The organism is Maribacter sp. 2-571, assembly GCF_050589625.1.
GTDB lineage: Bacteria > Bacteroidota > Bacteroidia > Flavobacteriales > Flavobacteriaceae > Pelagihabitans.
This window is the reverse complement of record NZ_JBNGOP010000001.1, coordinates 283,230-309,264: the sequence shown is the minus strand read 5'-3', so window position 1 is coordinate 309,264 and position 26,035 is coordinate 283,230. Positions and strand designations below refer to the sequence as shown.

The window sequence follows — 26,035 nt, the reverse complement described above, 5'->3', positions numbered from 1 at the left end:
AAACATGATAAAAGGTTTTAATACAGTCGAAAGCTTTCCGAGTTTTATGGCCGAGTTCAAATTGAAAGGCCCAAATAAGTTCGTTATAAACACTATAAAATTTTACATGAATCGTATCCTTTTTTTAAGAAATATATTTGGTTTAGGCCTTTTTTCAATCTTCGGTTGTAAAATGGAGAAAACTAAAACCGATACTGACACGGTTTTGGACGGGTCTAGTTTGACGCCCGCCGCAGTTGCTGCAAAGTCCTTGAGAAATGAACTCATCGCCGCTTGGAAAAGATCGGAATTGATGACGATGACCAATGTAAAACAAATGCCTCTTGATTTTTTCACCTTTAAATATACCGATGAGGCCATGACATTCTCCGAGCAATGGCGCCACTGCGTTGTCTATACCTGTGGTCAGCTTGCGGGCCGGGCCGGAGTTATAAACCCCTATGAAAATGTAAAGCTCCCGGTACAAATGCCCAAAGCCGATGTTATTACGGAACTGAACAATATGTACGCCTTTGTTCGAAAATCGATTGCCGAGTTATCCGATGAGAAACTCCTCTCTGATTGTGAGTTTGCCGGCGAAACTATTCCTGTTTGGCGTCTTTTTTACGCTATGGAAAACCACATTATTCACCATCGAGGGCAATGTATTGTTTATTTACGGTTGAACGGGATAGTTCCTAAAGGCTTTTATGGGTGGTGATCCTGAAAATAAACGGTACGTTCAATTGCCATAAATGGCGTTCAAAAATAGGGTCGCCGCAATACCAAAACCGGCACCGGAAATAAACACCTTCCATTTTAAATGCGTTCCCTTGATGAACTTGGTGTACCCCCATAACGCCAACATAAATAGCAGTACAATAAAAAGCTGGCCGGCTTCAATACCGATGTTAAAAGCAAAGAGCGGCATCAGAATACTGTCTTGGAACAACATAAATTTAAAATTACTGGCAAAGGCCAACCCATGGATAAGCCCGAATACAAGGGCAATGGCATATTTTATTTTGGTATCGGAAAACTTTCCAAATCCATCGTACTCCACCACATTGGCCAAAGCGGTCAGCATGATGGTAAAGGGAATAAGCATGTCGATAAGCTGCGCATTGGCGGGGATCATATCCAAGGTACTCAATATAAGGGTACCGCTATGTCCAATTGTGAAGGCGGTAATGATCACTAATATTTGCTTCCATTGTGCCAATGTAAAGGCTGCACATAGCGTCATTACAAATAAAAGGTGGTCGTAGGCTTTCACATCTACAATATGTTCCCAGCCGCTGGCAAAGAAAGAACTAAAGTTGCTCATAAGGTCGGTATTAAAATTGGATGGGTAGGGTGTAATCATCTTCTTTGGCCTCAAAGTAGCTTTCAGAAATTAAGGGGGGTATGCGTATGGTGGTCATATTGGTTTGGAGAAATTCGAATTCCTCAAAGAAAAGTCTATTCTCCATACAGAAAACATCTCCTTTTTTTAAAGGCTTTACCTCCGCCGAAAATTTTAGGGACAGTACGTTTTGCTTTTCCATGACCTCGGACGAAATATAGTGAAGGGTAAGGTTAAGATCATTGACCATAAGCGTCACATAGCGTCGAAAATAGGCTTCAATGATTTTTTGGTCGTTTTTTGAAAGATCGGCAACATCGATCTCTCCTTTGAATTTTTTCCGAACACTATTTTCGAAATCATCGATAAAAACACGACACTCCATTTGCAAGCTCCTTGTTTTGGTATCATACTCAATTAACGAAGAAGTTAATTTAATGGGGTGTGGGGCTATAAAGGCAGTGGTAAAAGTTAAGGCAAGGACGACTAATAAAATGTTATGGTGTTTTGTTCTCATTTGTAACAGCTTTATATAAATAGAAAATAGGGAAAGAAAATTTCCATTAGGTTGAATGGACCTAAAGAGACTTTAGGTCGTAGCAAGGATGGAATATGTATAAACACCAACGATGCGTCATCCTCGACCGGTAGTACCCCATGGGAATCGGGCGGGCCGGCAAAAGATAGGGCACATGTTATGCGTTTAAGAAGATTAGGGAGTCGGAGGAGGTTTGTTGTGAAGCTGTTCCGGGAGCGTAATACAGTAGTGATGTGAAGCCCCTGCAAAATGCAATGTGAAGGTCTGTACAATAATATCGGCCCTGGTATGTGATTCCTCAAAACCGCCATCCAAGGTAGTCTGTACGGTATCGGTACTTACCACCATAGCGCATAGTTCACAGTGTGTTTGCCCGTCGTGTTCGGCAAAATGTGAGTACGCATGTACCTTGACTATTCCAAGAATCAGGAAAGTCAAAAGGAAAAATATTGAAATGGTATTGTTACCTTTCTTCTGTAACATGATATGAAGATACTAAAAACGGTAATGGAATAATAGTGCCAATACAGTCAAACTAAGGTTTGCCTATACAAAGTTACAAACAATGGTATCCTACGAATGCTTTAGCTATACCCTTGCTGACTGTTCGACAATAGGAAACTATGGGCTCTAGAAAAGAACGACCGTGTTTACTACTAATGTTGCGTCTGGAATAGAGGGTTTTTACCCGATCTTACCGCTTGTCATCACTGTGGAAGGTGAAATTTTCAACCCGGTTTATCCGTTAAAACTTCGTGATGAGGGTCGAAGACGCAAAAAAGATAGCGAAGCGTTCTTTTTTGCTACAGTTTTGAGCGGTAATAAATTTTTAATCCATAAACGGGTTAGAGTGGCATTTTTGGCCATACAAATTCCATTGTAGCTTTTTACAAGTGGTGTGCCCAAATTGATTTCAGGAAGCCCTGGCAAAGTTATGGGCATAGCACTTTAACTTTGGAAGGATACTACATAAAACTATCGGCAGAAGCATTTCTAAAAAGACATATTCATATTGAAAAGACAACTAGAGAAATTAAATCAAATCCCCGGAAGCCATACCTGTCTTGTAGACAATAGCTTTTATAACATTCTTTTCTGTTTTAAAAGTTAAGCGGGTATAGTTTCAATAATACCTTCCCATTAAGGGGTGGTCTACAATTGCTTTTTTTAGTTCAAAAGGGGTAATAGTTCCCATTTTTCGGTATACGATCGTACCTCCCGGTTCCACTAAAGCGGTATAGGGCAAAGCACCGTCCCATTCGGGATCAACGGCCTCGATCATGGCGTATTTGTCGGCTCCCGAAAAAATGTAATTGGTTACGGCGGCATGTTCTTTTTGCAAGAATTTTAGCGCCCGTTTTTCTGATTTTAAGTTATCCGCACTTATCGACACAAACTCGAAATCACGGTCTTCGTACATTCTATGAATTTCTACAAAATCCGGAAATTCCTGTACGCAAGGGCCACACCAGGTAGCCCATAGGTTGATCAGTCGAAGTTTATCCGAGTCGTTTGCAAAAAGTGCTTTGATTCCGTTTTCATCAACGGGTGCCAGGGTTACTTCTTTTGCTGCCCATTCTTTGTTTATTTTTTTACGGTATTCATTTTTCCATGCCCATTTTACAGAACACCCAAAGGTTTTTGTTACCGCATCGGCCACAGCTACGTTCTTTAAAGTATTGTCAATGGCATTGCGAAGGTCCTCGGCATTTGCAGTTCCCGGTTTCTCCGAGGTATCCAATCGGCCGGTATAGGTAAGCTCCCGCTTTTTATTGAAAACAAAGGTATGCGGAGTGGCGATAGGCCCATATTTTAAGGAAACCCCATGGGTGTCACCATCATATAAATACGGGAAATTATAGCCTTTGTCATTGGCCCGAACGATCATATCTTCAAAGGAATCCCCTAAATCACTATAGCTTAATTCTTTAAGAAGTAGTGCATTGACAGCGTTTGGGGAAATGGCGATAAGCTGCACTCCTTTGTCTTTGTAATCGGTGGTCAATTGTATAATACGGTCTTCATATGCCTGTGCCGTTGGGCAATGATTACAGGTGAAGACAACGACCAAAACTTCCGCGGTATCATAATCGTTTAGGGAGTGGAATTTACCGTCTACGCCCGGCAACCTAAAATCGGGTGCTTTTTCACCTATTTTGAGCGTCGACACTTCCTGTGCCGGTACTTCTTGGGGATCGGCAACAAAAAAAGCAGTTTCCTCCTCCGTCTCGTTTGCTGTTTGTTCCGTTGAGGGTTCCTGAATTTTCTTCTCTTGTTTACAAGAGGAAAGTACCGATAGGGCTATGAGGCCTACCAAAATAAATCGTTTCATACGAATTCCTTTTCAATGAAGTGGTTTAAAGTTACAAAAACGAGCAAGCTTAAAGAAATCGAGATGTTTTTTGAGATATAACAAAGTTCTAAAATGACCCTGCGTTCCGGCAAAAAACAAAGATTATGGTATGTCATTTCAATAGCTTCCCAAAACCTTCCTAAAAGTGCCGTTTCGTTATTGGTGCATATCGTTATCGACCATTTAAAATGGTATTAGATACGATTCATAATTGGCGGGTTTGCTACCGAGCCGGTGTTTTACTTTTTGCACTTTGGTAGTAAACGGTATTAAATTACCTGAACTACAAAAGGTAAATATGCTGCCGAAATATGTTCCTTACTGGGTTTGATGTACCTTTGGCGTAGCAGGCCACCTTATCGCTCCGGCCGTTCGGCCGGGGAGGAAAGTCCGGACACCATAGTGCAGCATAGCGGGTAACGCCCGTCGTTCCGAACAGCGTTCGGAAAAGGACCAGTGCAACAGAAAGCAAGTACAGTTCGGCTGTAGTGAAACCAGGTAAACTCTATGCGGTGAAACGTCATGTAAATCGGTGTTTGAGGGCGGCACGTCCGAATCGAAGGGTAGGCGGTTAGAGCCTTTGGGCAATCAAAGGTCGAGATAAATGATAAGGGGCGACCGTATATCGGTCGCAACAGAATCCGGCTTATGGCCTGCTTTTTTTATTATACGATGGTTTTGTTTCCTTTTGGCCGTCCCATAGCGGGAAGACAGTTGTTATATTCCTATGGGGCTCCTGAAAACCGGGTTCTGTGATTATGAACAGGTTAAGGGCTATAGGTCAAATAAGGGTGTTTACGGCAAAAGAAATGTAGTCAATAGCGGTATTCAATTGGCATGTTAAACGGACCAACAGATTAATCAAATTGCTATTCCTTTAACTTTTTTATCAATTCATCAACTCTTGTTATTCTTGGGCTAATTTTATTTCTTACTATTCTTTTGCTTTTACAATATGAATAGATTAGGATTCCTACCAAAGCAAAAAATGATATGACTCCTACGTATCGGGCTAAAGGTTTATCCCAAATACCGGTAAAAAAGAAAATGTAAATCGGTAAAATAGTCAAAACACGCCAGTTCAACGAAGTTTCAAAAAATCCCTTTTGAGCAAGAAGATAGGTTTTGGTTTTTTCTAGATATTGTAGGTAATTCTCTTCTAGGTCACTCGGTTTGAATTTTTTCAAACTTTTCCCTCTAGTTCCTATGTATATTGCCCAAACCATTATCAGTGCCGACGAAATTTTCATGGAAGTATAGGGCACCCAAATAATACAAGGAATAAACCCCAAAACGGTTACCCATCCGGAAATAACATTTACACGTTCCATATTCTTCCACCAAATTTGGAAACGTTCTAAACTTGAACCTAACTCTAACATCAATTTAGACTTCTCAAATTTTACTCTTTCTTGATTACTAGACGATTGCCATATTCTAATTAGTTCATCTTCTATCATAATCTTCTATTTATACAGTTCAACAATTTTGACTTGATTCGCTTGATTTTTACAGCTATGTGGTTTTCAGATAATCCTAGAATACTTGAAATTTCTTTGTAAGCTATGCCCTCTAGGTAAAGTGCAACTATCGCCTTATCTGCTTCATTCAGTTCTTTTACACATTTTCTCAGACTATCCAGTTTTTCCACTTCTGATTTGTTATTTTCTTCTGTACCAAAATTTGCAATAGTGATACTATCTAATCTTATGAACCGATTTTGATTCTTAGTATGCTTAGATTTAAAACGTAGGCAAACATTTAAGGCGATTCTAAACATCCAAGTTGCAATTGCCGAATTACCTTTAAATGTGCCCATCGACCCCCACACATGAACCAGTACCTCTTGAAAAAGATCTTTGGCATCTTCATCATCCTTAGTATAAATCGTACATATTCTAAATAGCTTCTCCTGGTTCTGTTCTAAAGCATTAATGAATATGGTTTCTTGCTCTTCTTTCATTTATAAATCTTCTCTCTACTAGTTTAGTTACCAAATTCTTTTAAATATGACACTTTGGCACTGAAAACTTTTAATAAGGCAATCAAAGGAATTTCTAGTGGACCGGAATTATCTGGTTTTCAAAAATGTACATTACTCAAATCCAGCTGTTGCGTAAATTGACCGTACCAAGATGGAAAATAATGAAAGCGCAATTTTCCGTGCTTATAGTTGCGTGTCGCTATGGAAGATAACAAAGCTTAATACTTAATGCGACTTACAGGTTTGCGCCAAGGTGTATATTTATGATGTTGTAAAATTTTTAGGGTTTAGTTTTCGAATAAAAAAAGAAAGACCAAAACGAACATACAGGCCCCGCTTTCCGAACATTTTTGTTCGGATGACAGGTACCACTAGATATTACATGAAGTACACCACGAGCACTATACCCATAACGAATTGCGCCTATTTCCAACATGGAAAATCGTTAATAATTATTACTATCTTCATAACCTACTGGAGCGATTTTAGGGGACATTTCCGCAACTGGACATAGCCGAACCGCTAGCGGTATATGGCCATGCACACTGAATATTGAACAGGAATAAAAATTATCAGAAGGGATATATCAACACTTTAGCTGAATTTGGAAAGTCTAATGGCTCAAAACCAATTTGCCTGAATAAGGGCCGTTTATGGTACACCTATCGTTGGCAGTTGTTCTAAAAAACCTCAAAAGTATTCAAAATACACAACCATTTATTTATGATGAAAATTACATTAGTACTGCTCTTACTGTTTCAATTTCAATCTGTTTTAGGGCAAAAAAAATTGGAACAGATTATTAGTGACACGCCATTTTATGAAAGCTATTATTCACCTTTTAGTTATTACGATGGTGCTGAAAAAAAACAAGGGTTTTCAATACAACACGAAACACAAATTTTAAAAAGATTAAAACTGGAACCCTTGGAGCATAGCGAATATTACATTACTGGTAAGTATGCGATAAACAACCTGATGGTTCTTTTCTTTTCAAAATATTGGATTTCCGAGAATATTCATTTTGCCATACTTTTAGATAAATCGTTGAATGTAATAGATAGGCTGGATGAAACGGCTTATTACAACGAAGAAGGTTTTTATGAAGTAAACTCGTGGATAAACTATAATATTATGACTTTGAATATTCATAATATATACAACGACCCTGAGCGTACCGTAAAACAATATTCAATTACTGATACCGGTTTTAAACCTATCAAAAATCAAGTTATCATAAAAGCGCCATCGGGAATTAGAGTTCGAAACAAACCGACTACAACCAGTGAGGTTGTTGCTTCCGCACCCAATTCAACAGTTTTCAATTACCTATCCAACGATTCCAAAATAGATTCCACATCAGTATTGGACAACGGAATATATTTAAAGGATTATTGGATAAAAATAGCGAAGAAAGACTCTTTGCAGCAATTAGGTTATGTTTTTGGCGCTTTTGCAAAAAGACATACCGAGATAATCACTAACGACTATAAAGTGATTCTTGATCAAATTTCAAAAGAAGATTTTGATAGGGAAGAAAACAAAAAAGATAGTTACCCGTCCGTAGAAAAAATCACGGATATCAAAAAAATAGAGGGTGTTTTAAAAAATCAATTAGTAGGCCAATTTGATGAAGACGGTTATTATACGGTAACAAAAATATTGACGGATAACCACAAGGAAGTTCGTTCAGATCTAAACGAATGTGGAATTACCGAATACTTTCCAAAATACCATTATTTGTTATTGGAATGTGGCCATTCCTCAGATTATTTAATTAACTTAAAAAATGGCAAAGATGATATTAACCGAATAGGAAATCCAAACTATTACCGATCATCTCCGGAAAACACTTTTCGTATAAATGGGTACTACAGTGGGCAATCAAATGTTCATTTTTTGGAAAAAATGAATAAAAACCTTGCACCAGAATATTTGTTGAATTTTTCAAGTCTTATCCCGATGGATTATATGGAAAAATATTCTTGGAAAGACGATAATACCATGCTGTTAAAAATTGAAAAAGGGTATTATAAAATACAATTACAAAAACTTTAAGTGATGATGTTCTCTCGTACCTTAGGTTCTTTTAAAATCCTAGACCTAAAAGTTCGTGGAGTTGTTCATGGCCAATTTTGGCTTTTAGGTAGTTTGCTAGGGGAACCAAAAATTAATGGAAAACCTAAAACGGGATTTTTTAAAAAATTGTTAGCAGTAAATAAAGACACTGCGATACTAGTTAAAATACATTAAAACGCATTTTAAATTAACCGTTGTACTTCGTTTAGAAACCATGAATCAAATACTTTGCTTATCATTTTTTTTAGCAACTATAATGTTCTGTACACAGGTGCAAGGTCAAACTCATACAAATGACGAGTTGAATTGTGCTTATCCTGTTATGGATAAACAAATGAATGTAAAGCTATGCTTGCCACATGATAATTTTACGGTTGAAAAGAGTACGAACTACTTTACTGTTGTTCCGAAAAATAGGGATTCAACGGCGCTAATGGATGTCTTCTTTATGGTGAAAGTTGATGACTTCAAAGAAAAGTTAGATGCCAATTGGTATCGGGATGAACAGCTAAAACGATATCGGTCAAACGCAAAAATGGAAATCCGTACGCTCAAAAAAGGAAATCAAGTAATCGATGGTAAAGAATTTGCCGATGTGGAAATGGTGATAACCATAGCGGACAAAAAGATGTATTCTCGAACGTTATTCTACTTTGAGGGTACCATCGGTTATTTGCTAGATGCCGTTGGAAGTTATGCCGATATGAATGAAATAAGCAAATCGGAAATTTTATCTTTATTTCAAACGTTTAAAATTGTTGGCGTTCCCAACTGATACCATTTCAAAGTTAAAATGGTATAATAACCACAATACAATAATGGTAACCGTTGCACAAGCCCAAATGCGGAACGAAAATAGAACGATTTGAACCTTTTTAAGGGAAGTATCCCATAATGCGTGTAAGCTTAAATCCGAAGATCAAACCGCTGCGCTATCATTTTCGAAAAAACTGAATACGCTTCCACCATACTTTCGCTGTTCCTGAAACCCGGTTTGGTCCGATAGGTCGGTCTTGTCCGAATGTTCGATGATCAGGACGCCACCTTCGTTCAATAGCTTCCGCTCCAATACCATTTTGGGAATATCGGTAAATACCTGTAGCTCCAGATCATACGGGGGATCAGCAAAAATAACATCCGCTTTCATAGGCGTTTTCTGCAAAAAACCCAAGGCATCACCTTTTATAGCGGTAATGGGAAAGCCCAACATTTCGGCAGTTTTGGCGATAAATGCGGTACAACCCGCATGGGCATCTACGGTAGTAATACGAACGGCGCCCCTTGAGGCAAACTCGTAGGCAATGTTGCCCGTACCGGAAAAAAGGTCGATGACCGATAGTTCATCAAAATAAACGCGGTTGTTCAAAATATTGAACAGCGCTTCTTTGGCCCGGTCGGCCGTTGGCCGTACCGGTAATTTTTTTGGAGCGGTAATACGCCTCCCTTTATGGCTTCCGGATATAATTCGCATTTAGAGGGCGTTTAATAAGGTGAGATCCATGGTTTCCGTTGCCGTTGCCCCGCCGGCGAAAGAAGTTGTCGCGGGAACAAAAATGGAAAGCTTGGAAATATATTCGTAACATTTGGCATACAGCGCGTCCTTTTCCCTAATATCCCCTAAAAGGTATACCAGGGTCTGCTCGGTATCGAGTTCCAATTGTTCCATGGTAAAGAGCAAGTGGTACAAAAAGTCGTCGGCCGTGTCAAAAGAGGTGCTGTTGAAAAGCAACAACTTCTTTTGGGAAATTATGGTAATATCCAATTCCTTTTGATAGGCATTGGCGTATACCACAGGGCGCTTCGCCCCTTTGTGCTCGTTCAATAAGGTTTGAACCAATACCGTGGCATGGTGTTTAAAGGTAAACTCCCCGAAAAGCTCGTAAAGGTAGTTGTTGATGTTTACGAAAGGCACATAGGTGTTTACGATGTCGTATCCCTCAAGTTCATCGTGGGTTATATGATCGTTCGCTAAAATTTTGGCATTGAACTGCAAGTAGTTGGGCAGTTCGTTTTCTTTGAAGAGGGCTTTGGGGACCAAGCCGAACAGGGTATTGCGATGTACGGCAACGACCTCTGCAAAAGCCGTTTTTGTAATTCCCTCGGCTTCCATGAGGTTTTTTAATTCCTTTAATACCTGAAAGGGATCTAAGGTTTCGACAAAGGTCCGGTGCTCCGAAGAAATAATTTCCGTATGCAACGTATCGAGAATACAAAAAGAAAGTCCATTCAAACCGATTTGAATGGACAGTCTTAAAAAATCCTTCGACGAATCGATGTGCTGTTTATTGGTCGATTTTTTTGTCATAGATCGGAGGCCAGTTTCCACTGGTACTTACTTCTTCCAGAGAACCTACTACAATTGCCGGTCCGTTAACTTCTTCAACGCTTGATTCCGTCATTTCCTTGGCCAATAGGTCTTTGGGTTGATCAAAGAGGATGGTCTTTTTGTCGACCTTGGCTTCGAACACCGGAGCTTTATAGCCTCCTTTATCGATGATATCCGCCTTCATGGTCACTTTTTCACCATTTGCCGCACCCGGAATTTCCATCATTGCCTTAAAACGATCATCTTTTTTGAATAACGAGTCCCGAACCGATACCGTCCCTAAGGTGTCGATGAGCACGGTGTCTTTCTGTTGGTCGATTTTATACACTTCATCAAAATACATAAAAGAAGAATCCCGCTGCTGGGTGATGGTGTATTGTCCGGATTCCACAAACTTGACCAGTTTGTTAAAGTCCGGCGCATATTTTCCGTTTACTGTTTTGTACGCTTCCTGGGAAACCCTAATGTCCTTTAATTTGGAGATTACCTTTGCATAACGTTCTTCTTTGACCCTATTAAATTCGATCGGGCCGGTAACGGATTTGTAAATAAGATACCCAAAAACGATACAAGCTATCCAAAGTACAATCTGTATTATGGTCTTCATTTCCTTAAGTGTTAGTTAACTATAACGGTTCACACAAATCTACAATTTTTTTGCAAACTGCCTAATTTTTTACCATCGGATTTCGCCATGCCCGACCACTGGCGAAAAATGACCGCAAACGGTCGTTGTTGCCTTATTCGCATCGGTCGGACAGTCGAACCTACCGTGTGGTTCCAGTAGGTTACAAACGCTTCGGGGACGACCCACCGGTAAAGAAAATCCTGAGTATCTTTACCGTTCTATGGAACCGATGACAGCCGCCGCTTTTTACAAATTGATAAAGGAAAAGTTTCCGCACCAGCCTACCGTCAATCAAGATATTGCCTTACAGCAATTGGCCGATTTTGTGTTGTCAAAGGAAAAAGACCGGCTCTTTTTATTAAAAGGATATGCAGGCACCGGTAAAACGACCTTGATCGGTACCTTGGTGAACAACCTTTGGCATTGCAAGCTAAAATCGGTGATGATGGCCCCGACCGGGAGGGCGGCAAAAGTAATGTCGGGCTATTCCAAAACGGAGGCCTTTACCATCCACAGAAAAATCTATTTCCCCAAAAAGCAAGCGGGTGGTGTCGTACAGTTCGTGCTGGCGCCCAACAAGCACCGAAATACCGTTTTTATCGTTGATGAGGCCTCTATGATCCCCGATACCCCTACCAACTCCAAATTGTTGGAAAACGGTTCGTTGTTGGACGATTTGATACAGTTCGTGTACTCCGGGCATCAGTGCAAACTCATGCTGGTCGGCGATACCGCACAATTGCCTCCGGTACATTTGGATCTGAGTCCGGCCTTGGACGGGAACAAATTATCGCTCAATTACCTGAAAGAGGTAAGCAAGTTGGAGTTGGACGAAGTGGTGCGGCAATCCGAAGATTCCGGTATTCTAATGAACGCCACCAATCTGCGTGAACAGTTGCAACAGGAATTTTTTGATCATTTTCAATTCGATATCACTCCTTATCGGGATATTGTCCGCCTCATCGACGGACACGAAATTCTAGAAGCCATAGAACAGGCCTATGCCGACCACGGAAAGGAGGAAACCAGCTTTATCGTCCGATCCAACAAAAGGGCCAATTTGTATAACGAGAACATCCGCTCCCGTATCCTCTACTTGGAAAATGAACTTGCCGTAGGCGATTATATGATGGTGGTAAAAAACAATTATTTTTGGCTATCGCCCAATACCGAAGCAGGTTTTATTGCCAATGGCGATATTATAGAGGTATTGGAAATATTTACGATACAGGAGCTGTATGGGTTTAAATTTGCCGAGGTGCGGGTGAAAATGGTCGACTATCCCAACCAAAAACCCTTTGAGACCGTACTGTTGTTGGACACCATAACGGCCGAATCGCCATCACTTCCCTACGAGGAGTCCAACCGGCTTTATCAGGCGGTAATGGAAGACTATGCCGATGAAACCTCTAAGTACAAAAAGTTTTTGGCGGTAAAGAGCAACAAGTTTTTTAACGCCCTACAAGTAAAGTTTTCATATGCCATTACCTGCCACAAATCGCAAGGGGGACAATGGGAAACGGTTTTCGTGGAGCAGCCTTATCTTCCGAACGGGGTAGGCAAGGAATATTTGAGGTGGTTGTACACTGCGATTACGCGTGCGAAGAAAAGGCTCTATCTTATCGGTTTTAAAAGCGATTTTTTTGTTGATTCGGAATAGATTAAATTCGTTTTGGCAAAGAAGCCATCCAAAATGCTACGTGGGTCCGCGTCTCCTATGATGGGGTATTTCGGTTTTATTCCGTAAAGACGTAATAGGGTTACATCATATTCCCTATGTCTTTCCCAATCAAAAAAAGCGCGCACCCTGGGCCTATTGGATTTTTTATACCATTTTCAAAGTTAAAATGGTATCATATAAACACGACCATTAGCTTTTCTAAACCATGACAGCAGATACCGTTATTAGTATTTTTTTAGGTATAGGCTTGGCCGCTTCGGTGGGTTTTAGGGTGTTTTTGCCCTTATTCGCCTTGAGCTTGGCCGCTTATTTTAACGTATGGGACCTCAATGAAAGTTGGGAATGGATCGGTAGTTTGCCGGCCGTTATCACTTTGGGTGTGGCCATGTTCGTTGAAATTTTCGGATATTTTATTCCTTGGGTTGATAATCTGCTGGACAGTATTGCGGTGCCGTTGGCCGCGATAGCCGGTACCGCCGTAATGGTTTCCACTGTGGCAGATCTTGACCCGGTGGTTACCTGGGCATTGGCCATAATTGCCGGGGGGGGAACGGCCACGGCCATAAAGGGCGCCGGTGCCACGGGAAGGTTGGCATCTACCGCTTCTACGGGCGGATTGGCGAACCCCATTGTTTCTACAGTGGAAACGGGTACGGCCGTGGTAGTGTCCACCGCTTCCATTTTTGCACCCATCGTTGCCGCGGTATTGGTCATTATCATCTTGAGCATTATTTTTAGCATTTATAGAAAACTGAGACCCAGAAAAAAGAGTTCGGAACCAAACAACTGATACCTTGAAAACAATAGCAATGATACCCGCCCGTTATGCGGCGTCCAGGTTTCCGGCAAAACTGATGCAGGACCTGCACGGAAAACCGGTTATACTGCGCACCTACGAAGCCGCATTACAAACCGGGCTTTTTGATGCCGTATATGTGGTGACCGATAGTAAGCCCATTTTTGAAGTGATCCAAAATGCCGGGGGCAAGGCCATAATGAGCCTTAAGGAACACGACTGTGGTAGCGACCGTATTGCGGAAGCCGTAAGTGGTATGGATGTTGATATTATAGTGAACGTACAGGGCGACGAGCCCTTTACCGATAAGGAAAGTCTAAAAGGGGTACTCGAGGTTTTTGAAGAGGACGTTCAAAAGGAAATCGATTTGGCCTCCCTCATGGTGAAGATTACGGATGAGGAGGAGATCAATAACCCGAATACGGTGAAGGTAATTGTCGACCAACGGAATTTTGCCCTTTATTTTTCAAGATCGCCAATACCGTATCCAAGGGAAAAAAATACCTTGGCCACCTATTACAAACACAAGGGCATTTACGCTTTTCGAAAGAGGGCGTTGATGGATTTCCAGCGGCTTCCGATGCTGCCTCTGGAGGCCACGGAAAAAATAGAGGCCATCCGCTATTTGGAGTATGGAAAAAAGATAAAAATGGTGGAAACCCACGTCACCGGAATAGAAATTGATACCCCGGAAGACCTGATCAAGGCAAAAGAAGCATGGAAATAGATGTAAAAGGCATAAATGTGATCGGCTTTGATGCCGATGATACCCTTTGGGTGAATGAAACCTATTTTAGGGAGGCAGAAGCCGCCTTTGCCGGGATGCTGGAACAGTACGAGACCAAAAACACCATCGATCAAGAGCTTTTTAAAATGGAGATGCGAAATTTGGAACTGTACGGATATGGCGTCAAAGGCTTTGTGCTTTCCATGGTAGAATCGGCACTCCAATTGTCTAACAATACGGTTTCGCAGGAAACCCTGTTGCAAATTTTGGACCTTGGTAAAGAAATGATCTCAAAACCGGTAGAATTGTTGAACGGTGTAGAAACGGTTTTGGAGGAACTGTCCAAAAAATATCGATTGATAGTGCTGACCAAAGGAGATCTATTGGATCAGGAACGTAAATTGGAACGCTCGGGCCTCTCCAAGTATTTTCATCATGTAGAGGTATTGAGCGATAAAAAAGAAGAAAATTACCTTCGGTTGTTGGAACATCTTAAAATTGACGTTGCCGAGTTTTTAATGATCGGGAATTCCCTGAAATCGGATGTGTTGCCTATCATCAATATCGGTGCCCGGGCCATACATGTTCCCTTCCATACCACTTGGCAGCATGAAGAAGTTGCGGTAGATGAAACGGTACGGCAGTACCCGACACTTACTGCGATCGATAAACTTTTAGCGTACGTCTAAATTATTGTATGAAATTAAATAAAGAGTTCGATATTAAAAACACAGCTTCAACTTCGGCACCGTCCTTTCGAAATTTTCCGATGGTGCCCAGGGTCGTTTATGGGCGTGGCAGTTTTTCGGAACTGGGCGCGGTATTGATGCCCCATCGCAAAAATTCCGATGCCCCCTGTATTTTTTTGGTGGATGACGTATTCGAAGGAACATCCTTGGTCGATAGGATCCCGTTGATATTTAATGACCAGATTATTTTTATTTCCGCGGAGGAGGAACCTAAAACAGATCAGGTAGATGCCTTGGTATCCAAAATAAAAAACGACTTTTCCGAACGGCCTTCCGCAATCATCGGTATCGGAGGGGGCACCTTGCTCGATTTGGCAAAGGCAGTGGCCATACTTTTGTCCAATTCCGGGAATGCGGCCAATTACCAGGGCTGGGACCTTGTACGCAAGGCGGCGGTGTACCATGTAGGCATACCCACCATAAGTGGTACGGGAGCGGAAGTGAGCCGTACGACTGTACTGTTGGGGCCCGAAAAAAAGTTGGGCATCAATTCGGACTTTACCATTTTTGATCAGGTACTGCTAGATCCGGATTTGACCGAGGGCGTTACCAAGGAACAATGGTTTTACACCGGTATGGATTGTTTTATCCACTGCGTGGAATCATTGAACGGCACGTATTTGAACGCCTTTAGCCAGAGTTATGGCGAAAAGGCCATGGACCTTTGTACGGAAGTTTTTTTAGGGGACCTTTCCCCATCGGACGCCCGCGAGAAGTTGATGATGGCCTCTTGGCATGGTGGTATGAGCATTGCCTATTCCCAGGTAGGGGTGGCGCACGCCATGAGCTACGGCCTATCGTTTCTATTAGGGGTAAAGCACGGTATCGGAAACTGTTTGGTGTTTCAGCATTTGAACGACTACTATCCCGAGGGGGTAGCCCTTTTTAAACAAATGATGGCAAAACATCATATCGCTTTGCCCAAAGGCGTGTGTGCCGGACTTTCCGATGAAGCATTTGACACAATGGTGGGGGTATCCTTGAAAATGGAGCCGCTATGGGAAAATGCCCTGGGAAAGGATTGGCGTTCCAAAATGACACCGGCTCGGTTACGGACACTTTACGAAAAAATTTAACAGACCCGACCATACCTTTTTGCCATCACCCACGTTTTGCTTTTGTTCGCGCTTAGGTAAAGCGCTAAAACGACCCTAAAAAACCCTCAAATTCCGATTCCCTTATGTTACATGCCCTTGCGAAGTTTATTTATTTCAAGCTTTTGGGTTGGCAGTTCAAAGGTGACTTTCCACGTCATCTAAAAAAATGCGTGATCATTGTTGTGCCGCACACGAGTTGGGTCGACTTTTTGATGGGCGTTCTGATACGAAAGGTATGGAACGAACCCATTAACTATGTCGGTAAAAAAAGCCTGTTTAAACGGCCCTATGGATGGTTTTTTAGGTGGATGGGCGGCGCGCCCGTCGACCGAACGAAAAACAGGGATACCGTAAGCGCTACAGCGGCAATTTTTAAGTCTAGGGAAATGTTCCGGCTTACCTTGGCCCCCGAAGGTACCCGCAAAAAGGTCACCAAATGGAAAAGTGGGTTTTACTATATTGCCAAAGCCGCGGAAGTTCCCGTTATCCTGGTCGCTTTTGATTTTGGAAAGAAAGAGGTAAAGGTATCGGAACCCTACCTGACCACCGATGACAAAGAGGCCGATTTCAAAAAATACAAAGCGTTCTTTAAAGGGGTTAAAGGGTATGTGCCCGAATACAGTTATTGACCAATTATAGTGATTCCGGACCACTTTTTTTAAATAGTATGGAAACGGTGACGAGCACTATAGTTGTTCCGACCAACTGCGCATTCCTAAATCATATGATGGGCAAAAAAATAAAAGGGGTGTACGGTAAAACCGTATACCCCTTTTTTATTTCTGTTTTTAAACCCGGATTATGCATTAGAACTTCGTAATGAAGCTTTTAGCTGCGATAAAATATGACATTTTATGAATGTAAGCATAGCACCGCTACGGTTACATTTAAAAATGTAGCGCAGCACCATATTTTGAAGTAGCTGGAAGCTGTAATAGATTTTCTAATGCATAAAGCGGGTTAAAGCATACACGCCGTTCGATATGGCCAAAGTCGTTATTGCTTCACCATTTTAATGGTCTCGTTATGCCATTCCGAAGACAGGTTCACCATATAAACTCCCGGGGGTAACGTTGCGATGTCCGATGAGATATCCAGTTGTTTGTTTCCCTTGGAAATCTGGCTTGTCGTTTGAACCACTTGTTTGCCCTGTAGGTCATAAATGGCAACGGAAACCGCTCCCGATCGTGGCTGCTCCCAACGGAGCATTGCGGTATGGGTAACGGCATTTGGGTATAGTAGCAGTTGGTTCGTGTTTGCCGTCAAAGAGGCACCAAAGTTGGTCGTAACATCTAGGTTCCCGGCCACGGACCAGTTTCCCGCTTCGTCCCGTACCATACTCTTTATTTTTCCAGTGGTAGTACGAAGATCTTTATTGCTCTCGATCCCGGCGGAAACAACGGCGCTGCTTCCAGCCCTATAGTGGTATACCTTAAGATCATCGAAGGTGATGGCCGTTTTGTTGGTCCGGAGCGAAATAGCGCCGCCGGTGCGTATAGGGCTGGTATCGGTCCAACTCAAGAGCAAGGTGTTGTTTTTCCAAACCCGCACCACGCCATAGGCCGGACTATAGGTAACCCGGTATTTCGCCCAATCGTTGTCGAGCGAAACGTCCGAAATGGCCCTAAAATTAAGCACATCGTTATCGGTTTCGTAAATTCTAACTTTGTTGTCCTCCCCGCTGAACCATATCAAATACGAATCCCCCCGTTGCGGCAGCGTTCTATCGGAGGCCATAATATGGATCCCAAATTTGCGCGGACCAGTGGTCGATGTCACTTTTGCCGAAAACTCATAGAGATAGGGCAGGTCGGAATCTTGGATCAAATAGGAACTCCATAGGGTATTGTCCGAAACGATATCCGATTGTTTGAGCCTTTGGTCGGTAATGCTCCAATTCCCGGCCCCAATATCGTAAACCCCGTTGTCCTGATTGAAATTTTCATTAAAAAAGCCATTATTTCTGTTGGCCAAAAAGCCCGAACCGTACTGTTCCAACACCTGATAGAACCTTCGGGTGACCCCCACGTTGTCATTGTCCGAAAAAGTTACCGTAAAATCTCCCGTCTGTACCGTTTCGGCAGGGGCATCGATAGCTGTCGTTGGAGGAACGGTATCCGCGGTAGGGGACGGGGCGACCGAACAACCATTGGAAACCAACGTACCGACATCGCTCCGTAATCCGGGTAAAATACCGTATCCCCCGTTGCCGGGACAAACGGAACAGCCTGCATCCCTGTGACCGGCAATATGGGTCAGCGACCTGTTTACCGAATAATGGAAAGAGGCCCCTTCGGGATTAATATTGTCTTTGTCCGCTTTCCAGGCCAATAGGTTTTTCAATGCCTGTTGCGTGGCGTTCGTGGGGGTAACGCTGGAATAGTCGCCCATCATACACACGCCCATGGTATTTCGGTTGGTGCCACAAAAATGTGCGCCGATGGCATTATCGCCCCCTGCACGTCCCTCATAAATGACGCCATTGGGGTCCACCAAAAAATTATAACCGATATCGGACCAGCCGTTTCCGTTGATATGAAAGTTTTGTACGGCCCTCACGCGGGCGGCCCAGTCGCTACTGGAGTTGGATCCGAATTCGTGATGTACGATAAGGTGGGAAACGGTGGAGCTTGCGGCCGGGTTTCTAAAAGTGGCTCCCCATTGGCTCCTGCTTACCACGCTCGGTTTTGAGCAACCCGCTTCTACCGCGTTTTTAGCGGATGCCTTCAACTGTTTTTTAATTTTTCGAGGGGTATCGCCAGGGCTGTAATGAAAGATTTCCGCACTTTGGATACGGGTAGCGGAACTTCCTTTTGCCAATTTGAGCTTGTATTGGATATAATGTACTTTGGCATCCAAAAATACCATTTTTGATACAATGCGGTCACCGCTTTGTTCCTGATGTCCATCAAAAACGGCTTGCTTCCAGCCGGACCAGGATTTGCCATTTTTTGAGGTACGATAGTGTAGCGTCGTTGTGGTATGGTCGAGATGTTGACCGCTCCAAACGGAATAGGTGGAAAGGAAGGGTTTTGGTTTTTTTAATGGAATTTTAAACGGTTTCAATACCAGTTCCGGTTGGTACAACTCGGTACCATTGCTGGTAATACCTTCTTTTTCCAAAGAAAAGGCCGTGCGCTTTTCCAATTGTGAATCGTTGCGGAACGAAATGGTTTTGGTAGCCGTAGCTTCTCCTTTAAAAATGGGTTGCTGTCCATATGATTTGAACAATAGCAACAACAAACATAGTAACGATAGGGGCGTTCTTTTTTTCATGTTATCGATTTTTTAGATTTTCCTACAAATATTGAAAAAAACCGATGCAAAAAGAAACGCCGATCGCAAATAACAGATTAGGCCAAGATGTTATCGTAATTTACCTATAAAATGGGATATAGCATACCGAAGTTGCTTTTTCATTTACCGCCGCCGTAAGTGTTTTATACCATTTTTGCTTTTTAATGGGTAATTCAACATCGCAAATGATATAAGGGCGTTTAAAGGAAGATTACGATTTGACGTGCGTAGGGTAGGAGTACCTACAAGGAACTCGGAACGTATTAAATTTTCACCTTTTTAATACTTCGCTTACGCGCCGTACTGTCCTTTTTACGGGTGTTTCCCGGAAATATCAGATCGGTGCTGGAATAAGAGGTGCCAAAAGTGGCATTTGCGGCGTATACCTGTTTTATGGCATCTACAAGTTGATGTGGTTGCAGTTCCTTAAGTGGATGAACGTAAATGGACCAAATAATTTCGTCGCTAAGTGCGTATTTCACATCCAAAGCGGAATGAAAATTGGCCACCATGGCGTTGAGCAGCTGCTCTTCTTCCAACTGGTCCCGTTCGATAATGGGAGAGATAATGCGCATTCTGTTGGCATTCTCGTCATAGATACATATCAAAAAAGTCTCTTGGTACACAAAGCGAATGGAATTCCCTTGCACGTCTACGGTATCCGACACTTTTTCAATAATTTGTTGAAGTTTGTCCGCGGTCATGTCCTGGGCCGTTCCGGATACGGAGTTAACAAAGAACAACGAACAACAGAACCACCGCGCAAATGCTTTCATAGGATACCTTTTAGAATGAGTCGTAATACCCTCTAAAAATTACAACAATTTTAGATAGGTTTTAAGGTAAGCTAGGCAGGGGACCAACTTATACCATTTTAACTTTGAAATAGCACTAATAAATGGTTTCTTTTTCAGTTATTCTTGGTTAAAAAGCCTGCCTCCAGCTTGACTGGGGATCTAACCGTAGCTACGGCTATGCTTCCGTTTTTCGCCTTGAATGCCTAAAAAAAAATTCAATTTCTATACGTACCATTTCAAAGTTAAAATGGTATTAGAGGGGAATTGGGAACGATGCCGAATTACTCCTGCATGGTATGATATACGTTTTGCACATCATCGTCCTCCTCTATTTTTTGCAATAGTTTTTCCACATCGGCCACCTGTTCCTCGTCCAGTTTTTTGGTGACTTGCGGAATGCGTTCAAAACCGGAAGACAGGATTTCGATATTGCGGTTTTCGAGTTCTTTTTGGATGGCACCGAAACTTTCAAACGGGGCGTAGATCAAAATACCATCATCGTCCACAAATACTTCCTCTGCGCCATAATCGATCATTTCCAACTCCAACTCCTCCGGATCGACATCTTCGGCGGGAATACGAAAGTTACAGGTATGATCGAACATGAACTCTACGGAACCGGAAGTGCCCAGGCTGCCGTTACACTTTTTAAAATAGCTACGGACGTTGGCTACGGTACGGGTATTATTGTCGGTAGCGGTTTCGATCAAAATAGCGATACCATGGGGGGCATAACCTTCAAAAAGCACTTCTTTATAATCGCCTAAATTCTTGTCCGAGGCCCTTTTAATGGCCCGTTCAATATTGTCTTTCGGCATGTTCACCGACTTGGCGTTTTGAATTACCGCACGCAATCGGGAATTGGAATCGGGATCGGGACCGCCTTCTTTTACGGCTATAACGATATCCTTTCCTATTCGTGTAAAGGCCTTTGACATGGCCGACCACCGTTTCATTTTTCGTGCTTTCCTGAATTCAAAAGCTCTTCCCATAGTATTCGAAAACTTTAGTTCGTGTAATTAGAAAAGTAAAAGTAAGAAAATTTAAAGCCACGGCAAGTCACCTTGCCGGATGATGGAAATAATGAACTTGTCTTGCGTTTTTTCGTTCGTTCGAGAAACTACGGTTTTGTGCCCAGATGAAGACTTTTTTAAGCTGCATAGCCAGGCTACGAAACACAAAAAAGCCTTCATATGAGTATAAAAGATACTTCAGAAAGGAATTATAAAAACGTAAGGCGCGTTCAATATGTGCTTGCCCTTAGCCTTCGCCGAATACGATTTTTTCGATAACGGCCGCCAGCTTAAAATCTTTCTCGGTTATGCCTCCCACATCATGGGTGTTCAACCGTATGTTCAGGGTATTGTACACATTGCTCCAGTCGGGGTGGTGCCCCTGTAATTCGCATTCAAAGGCGATACGGGTCATTGTGGCGAACGCTTCCTTGAAATTTCCGAATTGCAATGCGGTTTCCAATGCTCCGTCCGTATATTCCCAACTGTCCATAGTGGCCAATTTTTCCTTGATCTGTGCTTCGCTAAGTTTTTCCATAATGCTATTTCAACGTTAAAAATGGTATTATTTTATGATGTGGTGATCGATGATTTCCTGATAGGCGACCCTCAGATTTTTGGGAAGCGTGTTCACCTTTGGCAATACCGCCAAATAACGTTCTTCGTTGGTGGTGTAAACCCGTTTGAAAATGGGATTAAAGTTTCCGATACGGTCCATTACTTCCTTTACAAAGTCCTCGTGGTGTACCAGGTCATAGCTTCCCAAATGAAAAATTCCCGTTTTATTGCGGTTGATCAGGTAATGTATCTGTTGTGTAAGTTTATCATCACTGGTAACGTTGATCACCAAATTCGGAAATACCTCAATGGGTAGATTGTTCAGGGTATTTTCCTTCATTTCCCTGATTCGGGGCGATTGGTTCCCAAAAACCATCGGTACCCTTAGGATGGCCATTTTTTTCTTGGGCAACCGAAGCAACATGTTCTCGATCTTGATCTTGAGCCTCCCATAGATGCTATCGGAGAGGGTTTTATCGTATTCGTAGGAGGGATATTTGCTATACGCATCAAAAACGTTCGCTGAGGATATGAAATAGATACGGCAGTCGTTTTTACTGACATACTCGACCAGATGCCGATGGGCCGCTACCTGACTGGCAAAATTACCCCGAAGCGCCGAAATGATCAGCTGTGGTCGTACGTTTTCCAAAAAATCAAAAACGTCGTCTTCTTGAAGGTCATAGCGGAAGAACTGCTGGTTCCCTTCAAAGCGTTTTCGAGCACTGTAATAAGTACCATAGGTGTCAAAATACGACCGGAGTTCACGGTATATGGCATTTCCGATAAAACCACTACCGCCTAAAATCAATATTTTTTTTCCTCCCGCTTCCACCGAACTGCCTTTTTATGATTTCCTAAGCCTTGTAAAACGGCAATTTTACAACGGTTGCCGGGACGGCTTTTTTTCGGATTTGAATGTGAATGTTGGTTCCCGTTTTGGAAAAAATGGTGGGTACATATCCCAGCCCGATGCCTTTTCCCAAAGAGGGCGACATGGTACCCGAGGTTACCGTTCCTATTTGTTTTCCTTGGCCATCAACAATATCATAACCCTGTCGGGGTATGCCCCTCTCGTTCAGTTCAAAGGCGATAAGCTTGCGTTCTGGGCCATGGGTTTTTTCCTTTTCCAAAGCTTCGCTGTTCACAAAGGTCTTGGAAAATTTGGTAATCCACCCCAGTCCGGCTTCAATGGGGGAAGTTTGTTCGTCAATATCGTTACCGTAAAGACAATACCCCATTTCCAAACGTAAGGTGTCCCGAGCGGCCAGTCCGATCGGCTTAATACCGTAATCGGCTCCGGCTTCGAACACCTTGTCCCAAATTTGCTGAACCTCCTCGTTCTTACAGTAAATCTCGAAACCGCCCGATCCGGTATATCCGGTAGCCGAAATGATGACATGGTCGATGCCCGCGAAATCGGACACTTCAAAATGATAAAATTTTATGGCCGAAAGGTCCACAGCGCTAAGGGATTGCATGGCGGCTACCGCCTTTGGTCCCTGAATGGCCAATAAGGAGTAGCCATCGGAAATATTGCGCATGTCGGCATTATATTCCGAATTGTAGGACAGGATGTGGTTCCAATCCTTTTCGATATTAGAGGCATTCACCACCAGCAAATATTGGTCGTCCTTTATTTTATAGATGATCAGGTCGTCTACGATACCGCCGGTTTCATTGGGTAGGCAGCTGTACTGGGCCTTACCTATGGTAAGCTTGGAAGCGTCGTTGGAGCTTACTTTTTGGATCAGGTCCAAGGCATGCGGTCCCGAAATCAAAAATTCGCCCATATGGGACACATCGAATACCCCTACGCCCTTGCGAACGGTTTCGTGTTCGATGTTGACCCCTTCATAAGAAACGGGCATACGATACCCGGCAAAAGGAACAATTTTGGCGCCTAAAGCCTCATGGGTAGTAGTCAATGCGGTATCTTTCATGATTTTGCTTTACGGTAACAAAGCTATTGAAAATATGGTGGACCAAAGTAGCGGCTTTACATGTTTTTAAAAAAAGAAACCGCAACACCTTGCTTTTGAACATTTCCCCGAATGGTATGCTTACAAAACGGCCCTTGGTAGGGCCATTGGTAAAGCGTTTTGGCCCCATACTATAGTAAGCAATGGTCGTTTTGGAACGGATCAAAACATACCGCTCCAGTGGCAACGCTAACCTCTTTTTTGTAGGAATTTTAATATTTTTTTAAATTTTTCAGGGATTATTTGTACTATTGTAACTGGTCATCCAATTTGGTTAACCAATCTGGTGATCCAATTTTTAAAAAGGTGAGAACACCTAATTATGAATATTAAACCCTAAATTTTTATGAAGTATTTTTATGAACCACTTAAGTTTAGCGCATCCAGAATAGCCCTTGTTGGCCTATTGATGCTTAGTTTTTTCAACTGTTCCAGAGACAGTTTATCCGAAGAGGAAGCCGTACTGACGACCGTAAGGGCGATTTCCCTTTCTCCAACGAATGCTTTTACCGTTCAAGCGGAAGCGTACGATCGTATGAGCGGTGTTCGAACCGAAACCACCAGTGACAACGGTGGTGGAGAAAATGTAGGATGGATCGATACCGGTGATTATTTGGAGTATGACGTGAACGTGCCGGCCGCAGGGAGTTACAAATTTGAATTTAGAGTGGCATCCTCAAACAATCCCACCGCCTTCGATTTCTACCAAGGAAACACGAAATTGGCCAGTGTTGCCAAGCCGGCTACGAATGGTTGGCAGAACTGGATTACCACTACAAAAACAAGGGAGCTTTCCGCTGGTAACGGTACATTGAAAATTTTGGCGACCGGTGGTGGATGGAATATCAATTGGATTCGAATTACACCGGTATCCCTTGATAACTCCAACAATACGGCCACCAATTTGGCCTTGAACAAAACTGCCGAACAATCGTCCGAGGATTATGGCGGTGGTGCCGAGCGGGCCGTAGATGGCAATACATCGGGAGTATGGGGCAACAACAGCGTTACCCATACCAAAAATTCAAACCGTCCATGGTGGCAGGTACGATTGGGACAGGACTATAACATCGGACAGATAAAGATTTGGAACCGCACCGATTGTTGTACGGGCCGTTTGAGCGATTTTGATGTTTTTGTTTACAACAATGCGGGAACACAGGTATTCAAAACCACGATCAAAGATGCGCCAAACCCTTCGGTAACAGTTAATACCGGCGGTGTTTCCGGGTCGAGGATACGGATCAAGCTTAAGGGCACCGATGCATTGTCCTTGGCGGAAGTACAGGTATTTGGTGATGCCGCGGAGCCTACCGGTACTGCCAATATTCCTGCGGACCTCATGGAGAACTGTAAGCAATGGAAAATAACCTATCCTACGGGCGATGAGGATAAAACACTTTGCGACGAAAACAATAACGAGTTTTTCTATGTGAACGAGAGCAGGAACGGAATCGTTTTCAGGGTCCCGATCCGCGACAACAATGGTTTCACCCTAAACTCGCCCAATGTGCGGAGCGAATTGCGGGAACGAAAATTGGATGGTTCGAGCGATGTGTTCTGGACTACCGATAACACGCATGTGCTGTACGTAAAACAGGCCATAACCCACCTTCCGATCCGAAAGGACGAACTGGTGGCCACCCAAATACACGGTAAAAAATCGGAAGGTATCGATGATGCCATGGTCGTCCGGTTGGAAGGAAGCAAAATGTTCCTCAGCTTCAATGGAGGGAAGTTAAGAAGCAATGTGACCATTAAGAACAACTACCAATTGGGTACGGTGCACGAAGTTATTTTTGTGGTCAATAATGGAAAGCACTACTGTTATTATGGTGAGGATGGCAATTTAAAAAGCGCCTATGCCAATGGTAATGCTGCCCAATACCTAGTTAAAGATGGCAGTAGGGATTACGTTTTTGATCGGTCCTATGGGGATGCCTATTTTAAGGTGGGCAACTATACGCAAAGCAACCCTTCCACCGAAGGATCGGCAACCAACGATCCCGATAATTATGGAGAGGTCGTGGTCTACGACTTTTACGCCGAGCACAGTCCAAAACTCTGAACAGGGTTACGGCCCTAGCGGCATCGTATTGAAAGAAA

26 protein-coding genes and 1 other RNA gene are annotated in these 26,035 nt (G+C 42.8%); 12 read left to right on the top strand and 15 right to left on the bottom strand.

The annotated features are described in order from the left end of the window. Window positions 1–172: 172 nt before the first annotated feature. A complete protein-coding gene (locus ACRD7P_RS01275) occupies window positions 173–700 on the top strand; it encodes a DinB family protein (protein WP_430905652.1) in 528 nt (175 codons plus the stop codon). A 21-nt stretch (window positions 701–721) separates the two neighbouring features. On the opposite strand, the gene ACRD7P_RS01270 is transcribed toward ACRD7P_RS01275, so the two are convergent. The 4 genes from ACRD7P_RS01270 to ACRD7P_RS01255 all read right to left on the bottom strand — a co-directional run bounded on the left by ACRD7P_RS01270 (window position 722) and on the right by ACRD7P_RS01255 (window position 4,194). After that, the gene (locus tag ACRD7P_RS01270) at window positions 722–1,345 is read right to left on the bottom strand and encodes a HupE/UreJ family protein (RefSeq protein ID WP_430905651.1); all 624 of its coding nucleotides are present in this window, start codon (window positions 1,343–1,345) and stop codon (window positions 722–724) included. Further along, on the bottom strand, window positions 1,317–1,841 hold the full coding sequence (locus tag ACRD7P_RS01265) for a DUF6702 family protein (RefSeq protein ID WP_430905650.1): 525 nt from the start codon (window positions 1,839–1,841) through the stop codon (window positions 1,317–1,319). The genes ACRD7P_RS01270 and ACRD7P_RS01265 overlap by 29 nt, the downstream gene beginning before the upstream one ends. Window positions 1,842–2,036: 195 nt before the next feature. After that, window positions 2,037–2,345, bottom strand: a complete 309-nt coding sequence (locus tag ACRD7P_RS01260) for a hypothetical protein (RefSeq protein WP_430905649.1) — start codon at window positions 2,343–2,345, stop codon at window positions 2,037–2,039. 640 nt (window positions 2,346–2,985) lie between these two features. After that, window positions 2,986–4,194 carry a redoxin family protein gene (locus tag ACRD7P_RS01255; RefSeq protein ID WP_430905648.1) on the bottom strand — a complete coding sequence of 403 codons (1,209 nt, stop codon included), beginning with the start codon at window positions 4,192–4,194 and terminating at the stop codon, window positions 2,986–2,988. A gap of 364 nt (window positions 4,195–4,558) precedes the next feature. On the opposite strand from ACRD7P_RS01255, the gene rnpB reads away from it, so the two are divergent. Next, window positions 4,559–4,879, top strand: an RNA gene (rnpB, locus tag ACRD7P_RS01250) — RNase P RNA component class A. A 205-nt stretch (window positions 4,880–5,084) separates the two neighbouring features. On the opposite strand, the gene ACRD7P_RS01245 is transcribed toward rnpB, so the two are convergent. Continuing rightward, window positions 5,085–5,675: a hypothetical protein gene (locus ACRD7P_RS01245; RefSeq protein ID WP_430905647.1), complete on the bottom strand. Its 591-nt coding sequence runs from the start codon at window positions 5,673–5,675 to the stop codon at window positions 5,085–5,087. Continuing rightward, complete coding sequence (locus ACRD7P_RS01240) at window positions 5,672–6,178, bottom strand: RNA polymerase sigma factor (RefSeq protein WP_430905646.1); 507 nt, start codon at window positions 6,176–6,178, stop codon at window positions 5,672–5,674. Before ACRD7P_RS01240 ends, ACRD7P_RS01245 begins: the two co-directional genes overlap by 4 nt. A gap of 744 nt (window positions 6,179–6,922) precedes the next feature. Here ACRD7P_RS01240 and ACRD7P_RS01235 point away from each other — a divergent pair. Genes ACRD7P_RS01235 through ACRD7P_RS01225 form a run of 3 tightly spaced genes read left to right on the top strand, consistent with a single transcriptional unit; the run spans window position 6,923 to window position 9,053 of the window. Beyond that, window positions 6,923–8,257 carry an SH3 domain-containing protein gene (locus ACRD7P_RS01235; RefSeq protein ID WP_430905645.1) on the top strand — a complete coding sequence of 445 codons (1,335 nt, stop codon included), beginning with the start codon at window positions 6,923–6,925 and terminating at the stop codon, window positions 8,255–8,257. 3 nt (window positions 8,258–8,260) lie between these two features. Then, window positions 8,261–8,452 carry a hypothetical protein gene (locus ACRD7P_RS01230; protein WP_430905644.1) on the top strand — a complete coding sequence of 64 codons (192 nt, stop codon included), beginning with the start codon at window positions 8,261–8,263 and terminating at the stop codon, window positions 8,450–8,452. A 40-nt stretch (window positions 8,453–8,492) separates the two neighbouring features. Continuing rightward, window positions 8,493–9,053 (top strand): hypothetical protein, encoded by a 561-nt coding sequence (locus ACRD7P_RS01225; RefSeq protein WP_430905643.1) that lies wholly within the window; start codon window positions 8,493–8,495, stop codon window positions 9,051–9,053. Window positions 9,054–9,197: 144 nt separating this feature from the next. Here the strand turns inward: ACRD7P_RS01225 and ACRD7P_RS01220 are convergent, their stop codons facing one another. Genes ACRD7P_RS01220 through ACRD7P_RS01210 form a run of 3 tightly spaced genes read right to left on the bottom strand, consistent with a single transcriptional unit; the run spans window position 9,198 to window position 11,211 of the window. Then, on the bottom strand, window positions 9,198–9,749 hold the full coding sequence (locus ACRD7P_RS01220) for an RsmD family RNA methyltransferase (protein WP_430905642.1): 552 nt from the start codon (window positions 9,747–9,749) through the stop codon (window positions 9,198–9,200). Next, the gene (locus ACRD7P_RS01215) at window positions 9,750–10,583 is read right to left on the bottom strand and encodes a DUF3822 family protein (RefSeq protein WP_430905641.1); all 834 of its coding nucleotides are present in this window, start codon (window positions 10,581–10,583) and stop codon (window positions 9,750–9,752) included. Next, a complete protein-coding gene (locus ACRD7P_RS01210; protein ID WP_430905640.1) occupies window positions 10,561–11,211 on the bottom strand; it encodes a hypothetical protein in 651 nt (216 codons plus the stop codon). The genes ACRD7P_RS01215 and ACRD7P_RS01210 overlap by 23 nt, the downstream gene beginning before the upstream one ends. A gap of 250 nt (window positions 11,212–11,461) precedes the next feature. Here ACRD7P_RS01210 and ACRD7P_RS01205 point away from each other — a divergent pair, with 250 nt between their 5' ends. The 6 genes from ACRD7P_RS01205 to ACRD7P_RS01180 all read left to right on the top strand — a co-directional run bounded on the left by ACRD7P_RS01205 (window position 11,462) and on the right by ACRD7P_RS01180 (window position 16,911). After that, window positions 11,462–12,892 carry an ATP-dependent DNA helicase gene (locus ACRD7P_RS01205; protein WP_430905684.1) on the top strand — a complete coding sequence of 477 codons (1,431 nt, stop codon included), beginning with the start codon at window positions 11,462–11,464 and terminating at the stop codon, window positions 12,890–12,892. A gap of 226 nt (window positions 12,893–13,118) precedes the next feature. Continuing rightward, on the top strand, window positions 13,119–13,703 hold the full coding sequence (locus tag ACRD7P_RS01200) for a DUF4126 domain-containing protein (protein ID WP_430905639.1): 585 nt from the start codon (window positions 13,119–13,121) through the stop codon (window positions 13,701–13,703). Between the two features lie 19 nt (window positions 13,704–13,722). Continuing rightward, a complete protein-coding gene (gene kdsB, locus ACRD7P_RS01195) occupies window positions 13,723–14,436 on the top strand; it encodes a 3-deoxy-manno-octulosonate cytidylyltransferase (protein ID WP_430905683.1) in 714 nt (237 codons plus the stop codon). Further along, window positions 14,427–15,125: an HAD family hydrolase gene (locus ACRD7P_RS01190; protein WP_430905638.1), complete on the top strand. Its 699-nt coding sequence runs from the start codon at window positions 14,427–14,429 to the stop codon at window positions 15,123–15,125. Before kdsB ends, ACRD7P_RS01190 begins: the two co-directional genes overlap by 10 nt. An 8-nt stretch (window positions 15,126–15,133) precedes the next feature. Continuing rightward, window positions 15,134–16,261, top strand: a complete 1,128-nt coding sequence (locus ACRD7P_RS01185) for an iron-containing alcohol dehydrogenase family protein (protein WP_430905637.1) — start codon at window positions 15,134–15,136, stop codon at window positions 16,259–16,261. A gap of 104 nt (window positions 16,262–16,365) precedes the next feature. Next, window positions 16,366–16,911: a 1-acyl-sn-glycerol-3-phosphate acyltransferase gene (locus ACRD7P_RS01180; RefSeq protein ID WP_430905636.1), complete on the top strand. Its 546-nt coding sequence runs from the start codon at window positions 16,366–16,368 to the stop codon at window positions 16,909–16,911. A gap of 367 nt (window positions 16,912–17,278) precedes the next feature. Here the strand turns inward: ACRD7P_RS01180 and ACRD7P_RS01175 are convergent, their stop codons facing one another. The 6 genes from ACRD7P_RS01175 to gcvT form a co-directional block, all read right to left on the bottom strand. Next, window positions 17,279–19,558 (bottom strand): N-acetylmuramoyl-L-alanine amidase, encoded by a 2,280-nt coding sequence (locus ACRD7P_RS01175; RefSeq protein ID WP_430905634.1) that lies wholly within the window; start codon window positions 19,556–19,558, stop codon window positions 17,279–17,281. 284 nt (window positions 19,559–19,842) lie between these two features. Continuing rightward, entirely contained in the window at window positions 19,843–20,355 is a 513-nt protein-coding gene (locus ACRD7P_RS01170; RefSeq protein WP_430905633.1) for a hypothetical protein, read from the bottom strand. A 302-nt stretch (window positions 20,356–20,657) separates the two neighbouring features. Further along, window positions 20,658–21,368: a YebC/PmpR family DNA-binding transcriptional regulator gene (locus ACRD7P_RS01165; RefSeq protein WP_430905632.1), complete on the bottom strand. Its 711-nt coding sequence runs from the start codon at window positions 21,366–21,368 to the stop codon at window positions 20,658–20,660. A gap of 268 nt (window positions 21,369–21,636) precedes the next feature. Further along, entirely contained in the window at window positions 21,637–21,927 is a 291-nt protein-coding gene (locus tag ACRD7P_RS01160; protein WP_430905631.1) for a 4a-hydroxytetrahydrobiopterin dehydratase, read from the bottom strand. Between the two features lie 27 nt (window positions 21,928–21,954). Next, window positions 21,955–22,782 carry a sugar nucleotide-binding protein gene (locus ACRD7P_RS01155; RefSeq protein ID WP_430905630.1) on the bottom strand — a complete coding sequence of 276 codons (828 nt, stop codon included), beginning with the start codon at window positions 22,780–22,782 and terminating at the stop codon, window positions 21,955–21,957. A 22-nt stretch (window positions 22,783–22,804) separates the two neighbouring features. Beyond that, window positions 22,805–23,890 carry a glycine cleavage system aminomethyltransferase GcvT gene (gene gcvT, locus ACRD7P_RS01150; RefSeq protein WP_430905629.1) on the bottom strand — a complete coding sequence of 362 codons (1,086 nt, stop codon included), beginning with the start codon at window positions 23,888–23,890 and terminating at the stop codon, window positions 22,805–22,807. 385 nt (window positions 23,891–24,275) lie between these two features. Here gcvT and ACRD7P_RS01145 point away from each other — a divergent pair, with 385 nt between their 5' ends. Continuing rightward, a complete protein-coding gene (locus ACRD7P_RS01145) occupies window positions 24,276–25,997 on the top strand; it encodes a carbohydrate-binding protein (protein ID WP_430905628.1) in 1,722 nt (573 codons plus the stop codon). Window positions 25,998–26,035: the final 38 nt, after the last annotated feature.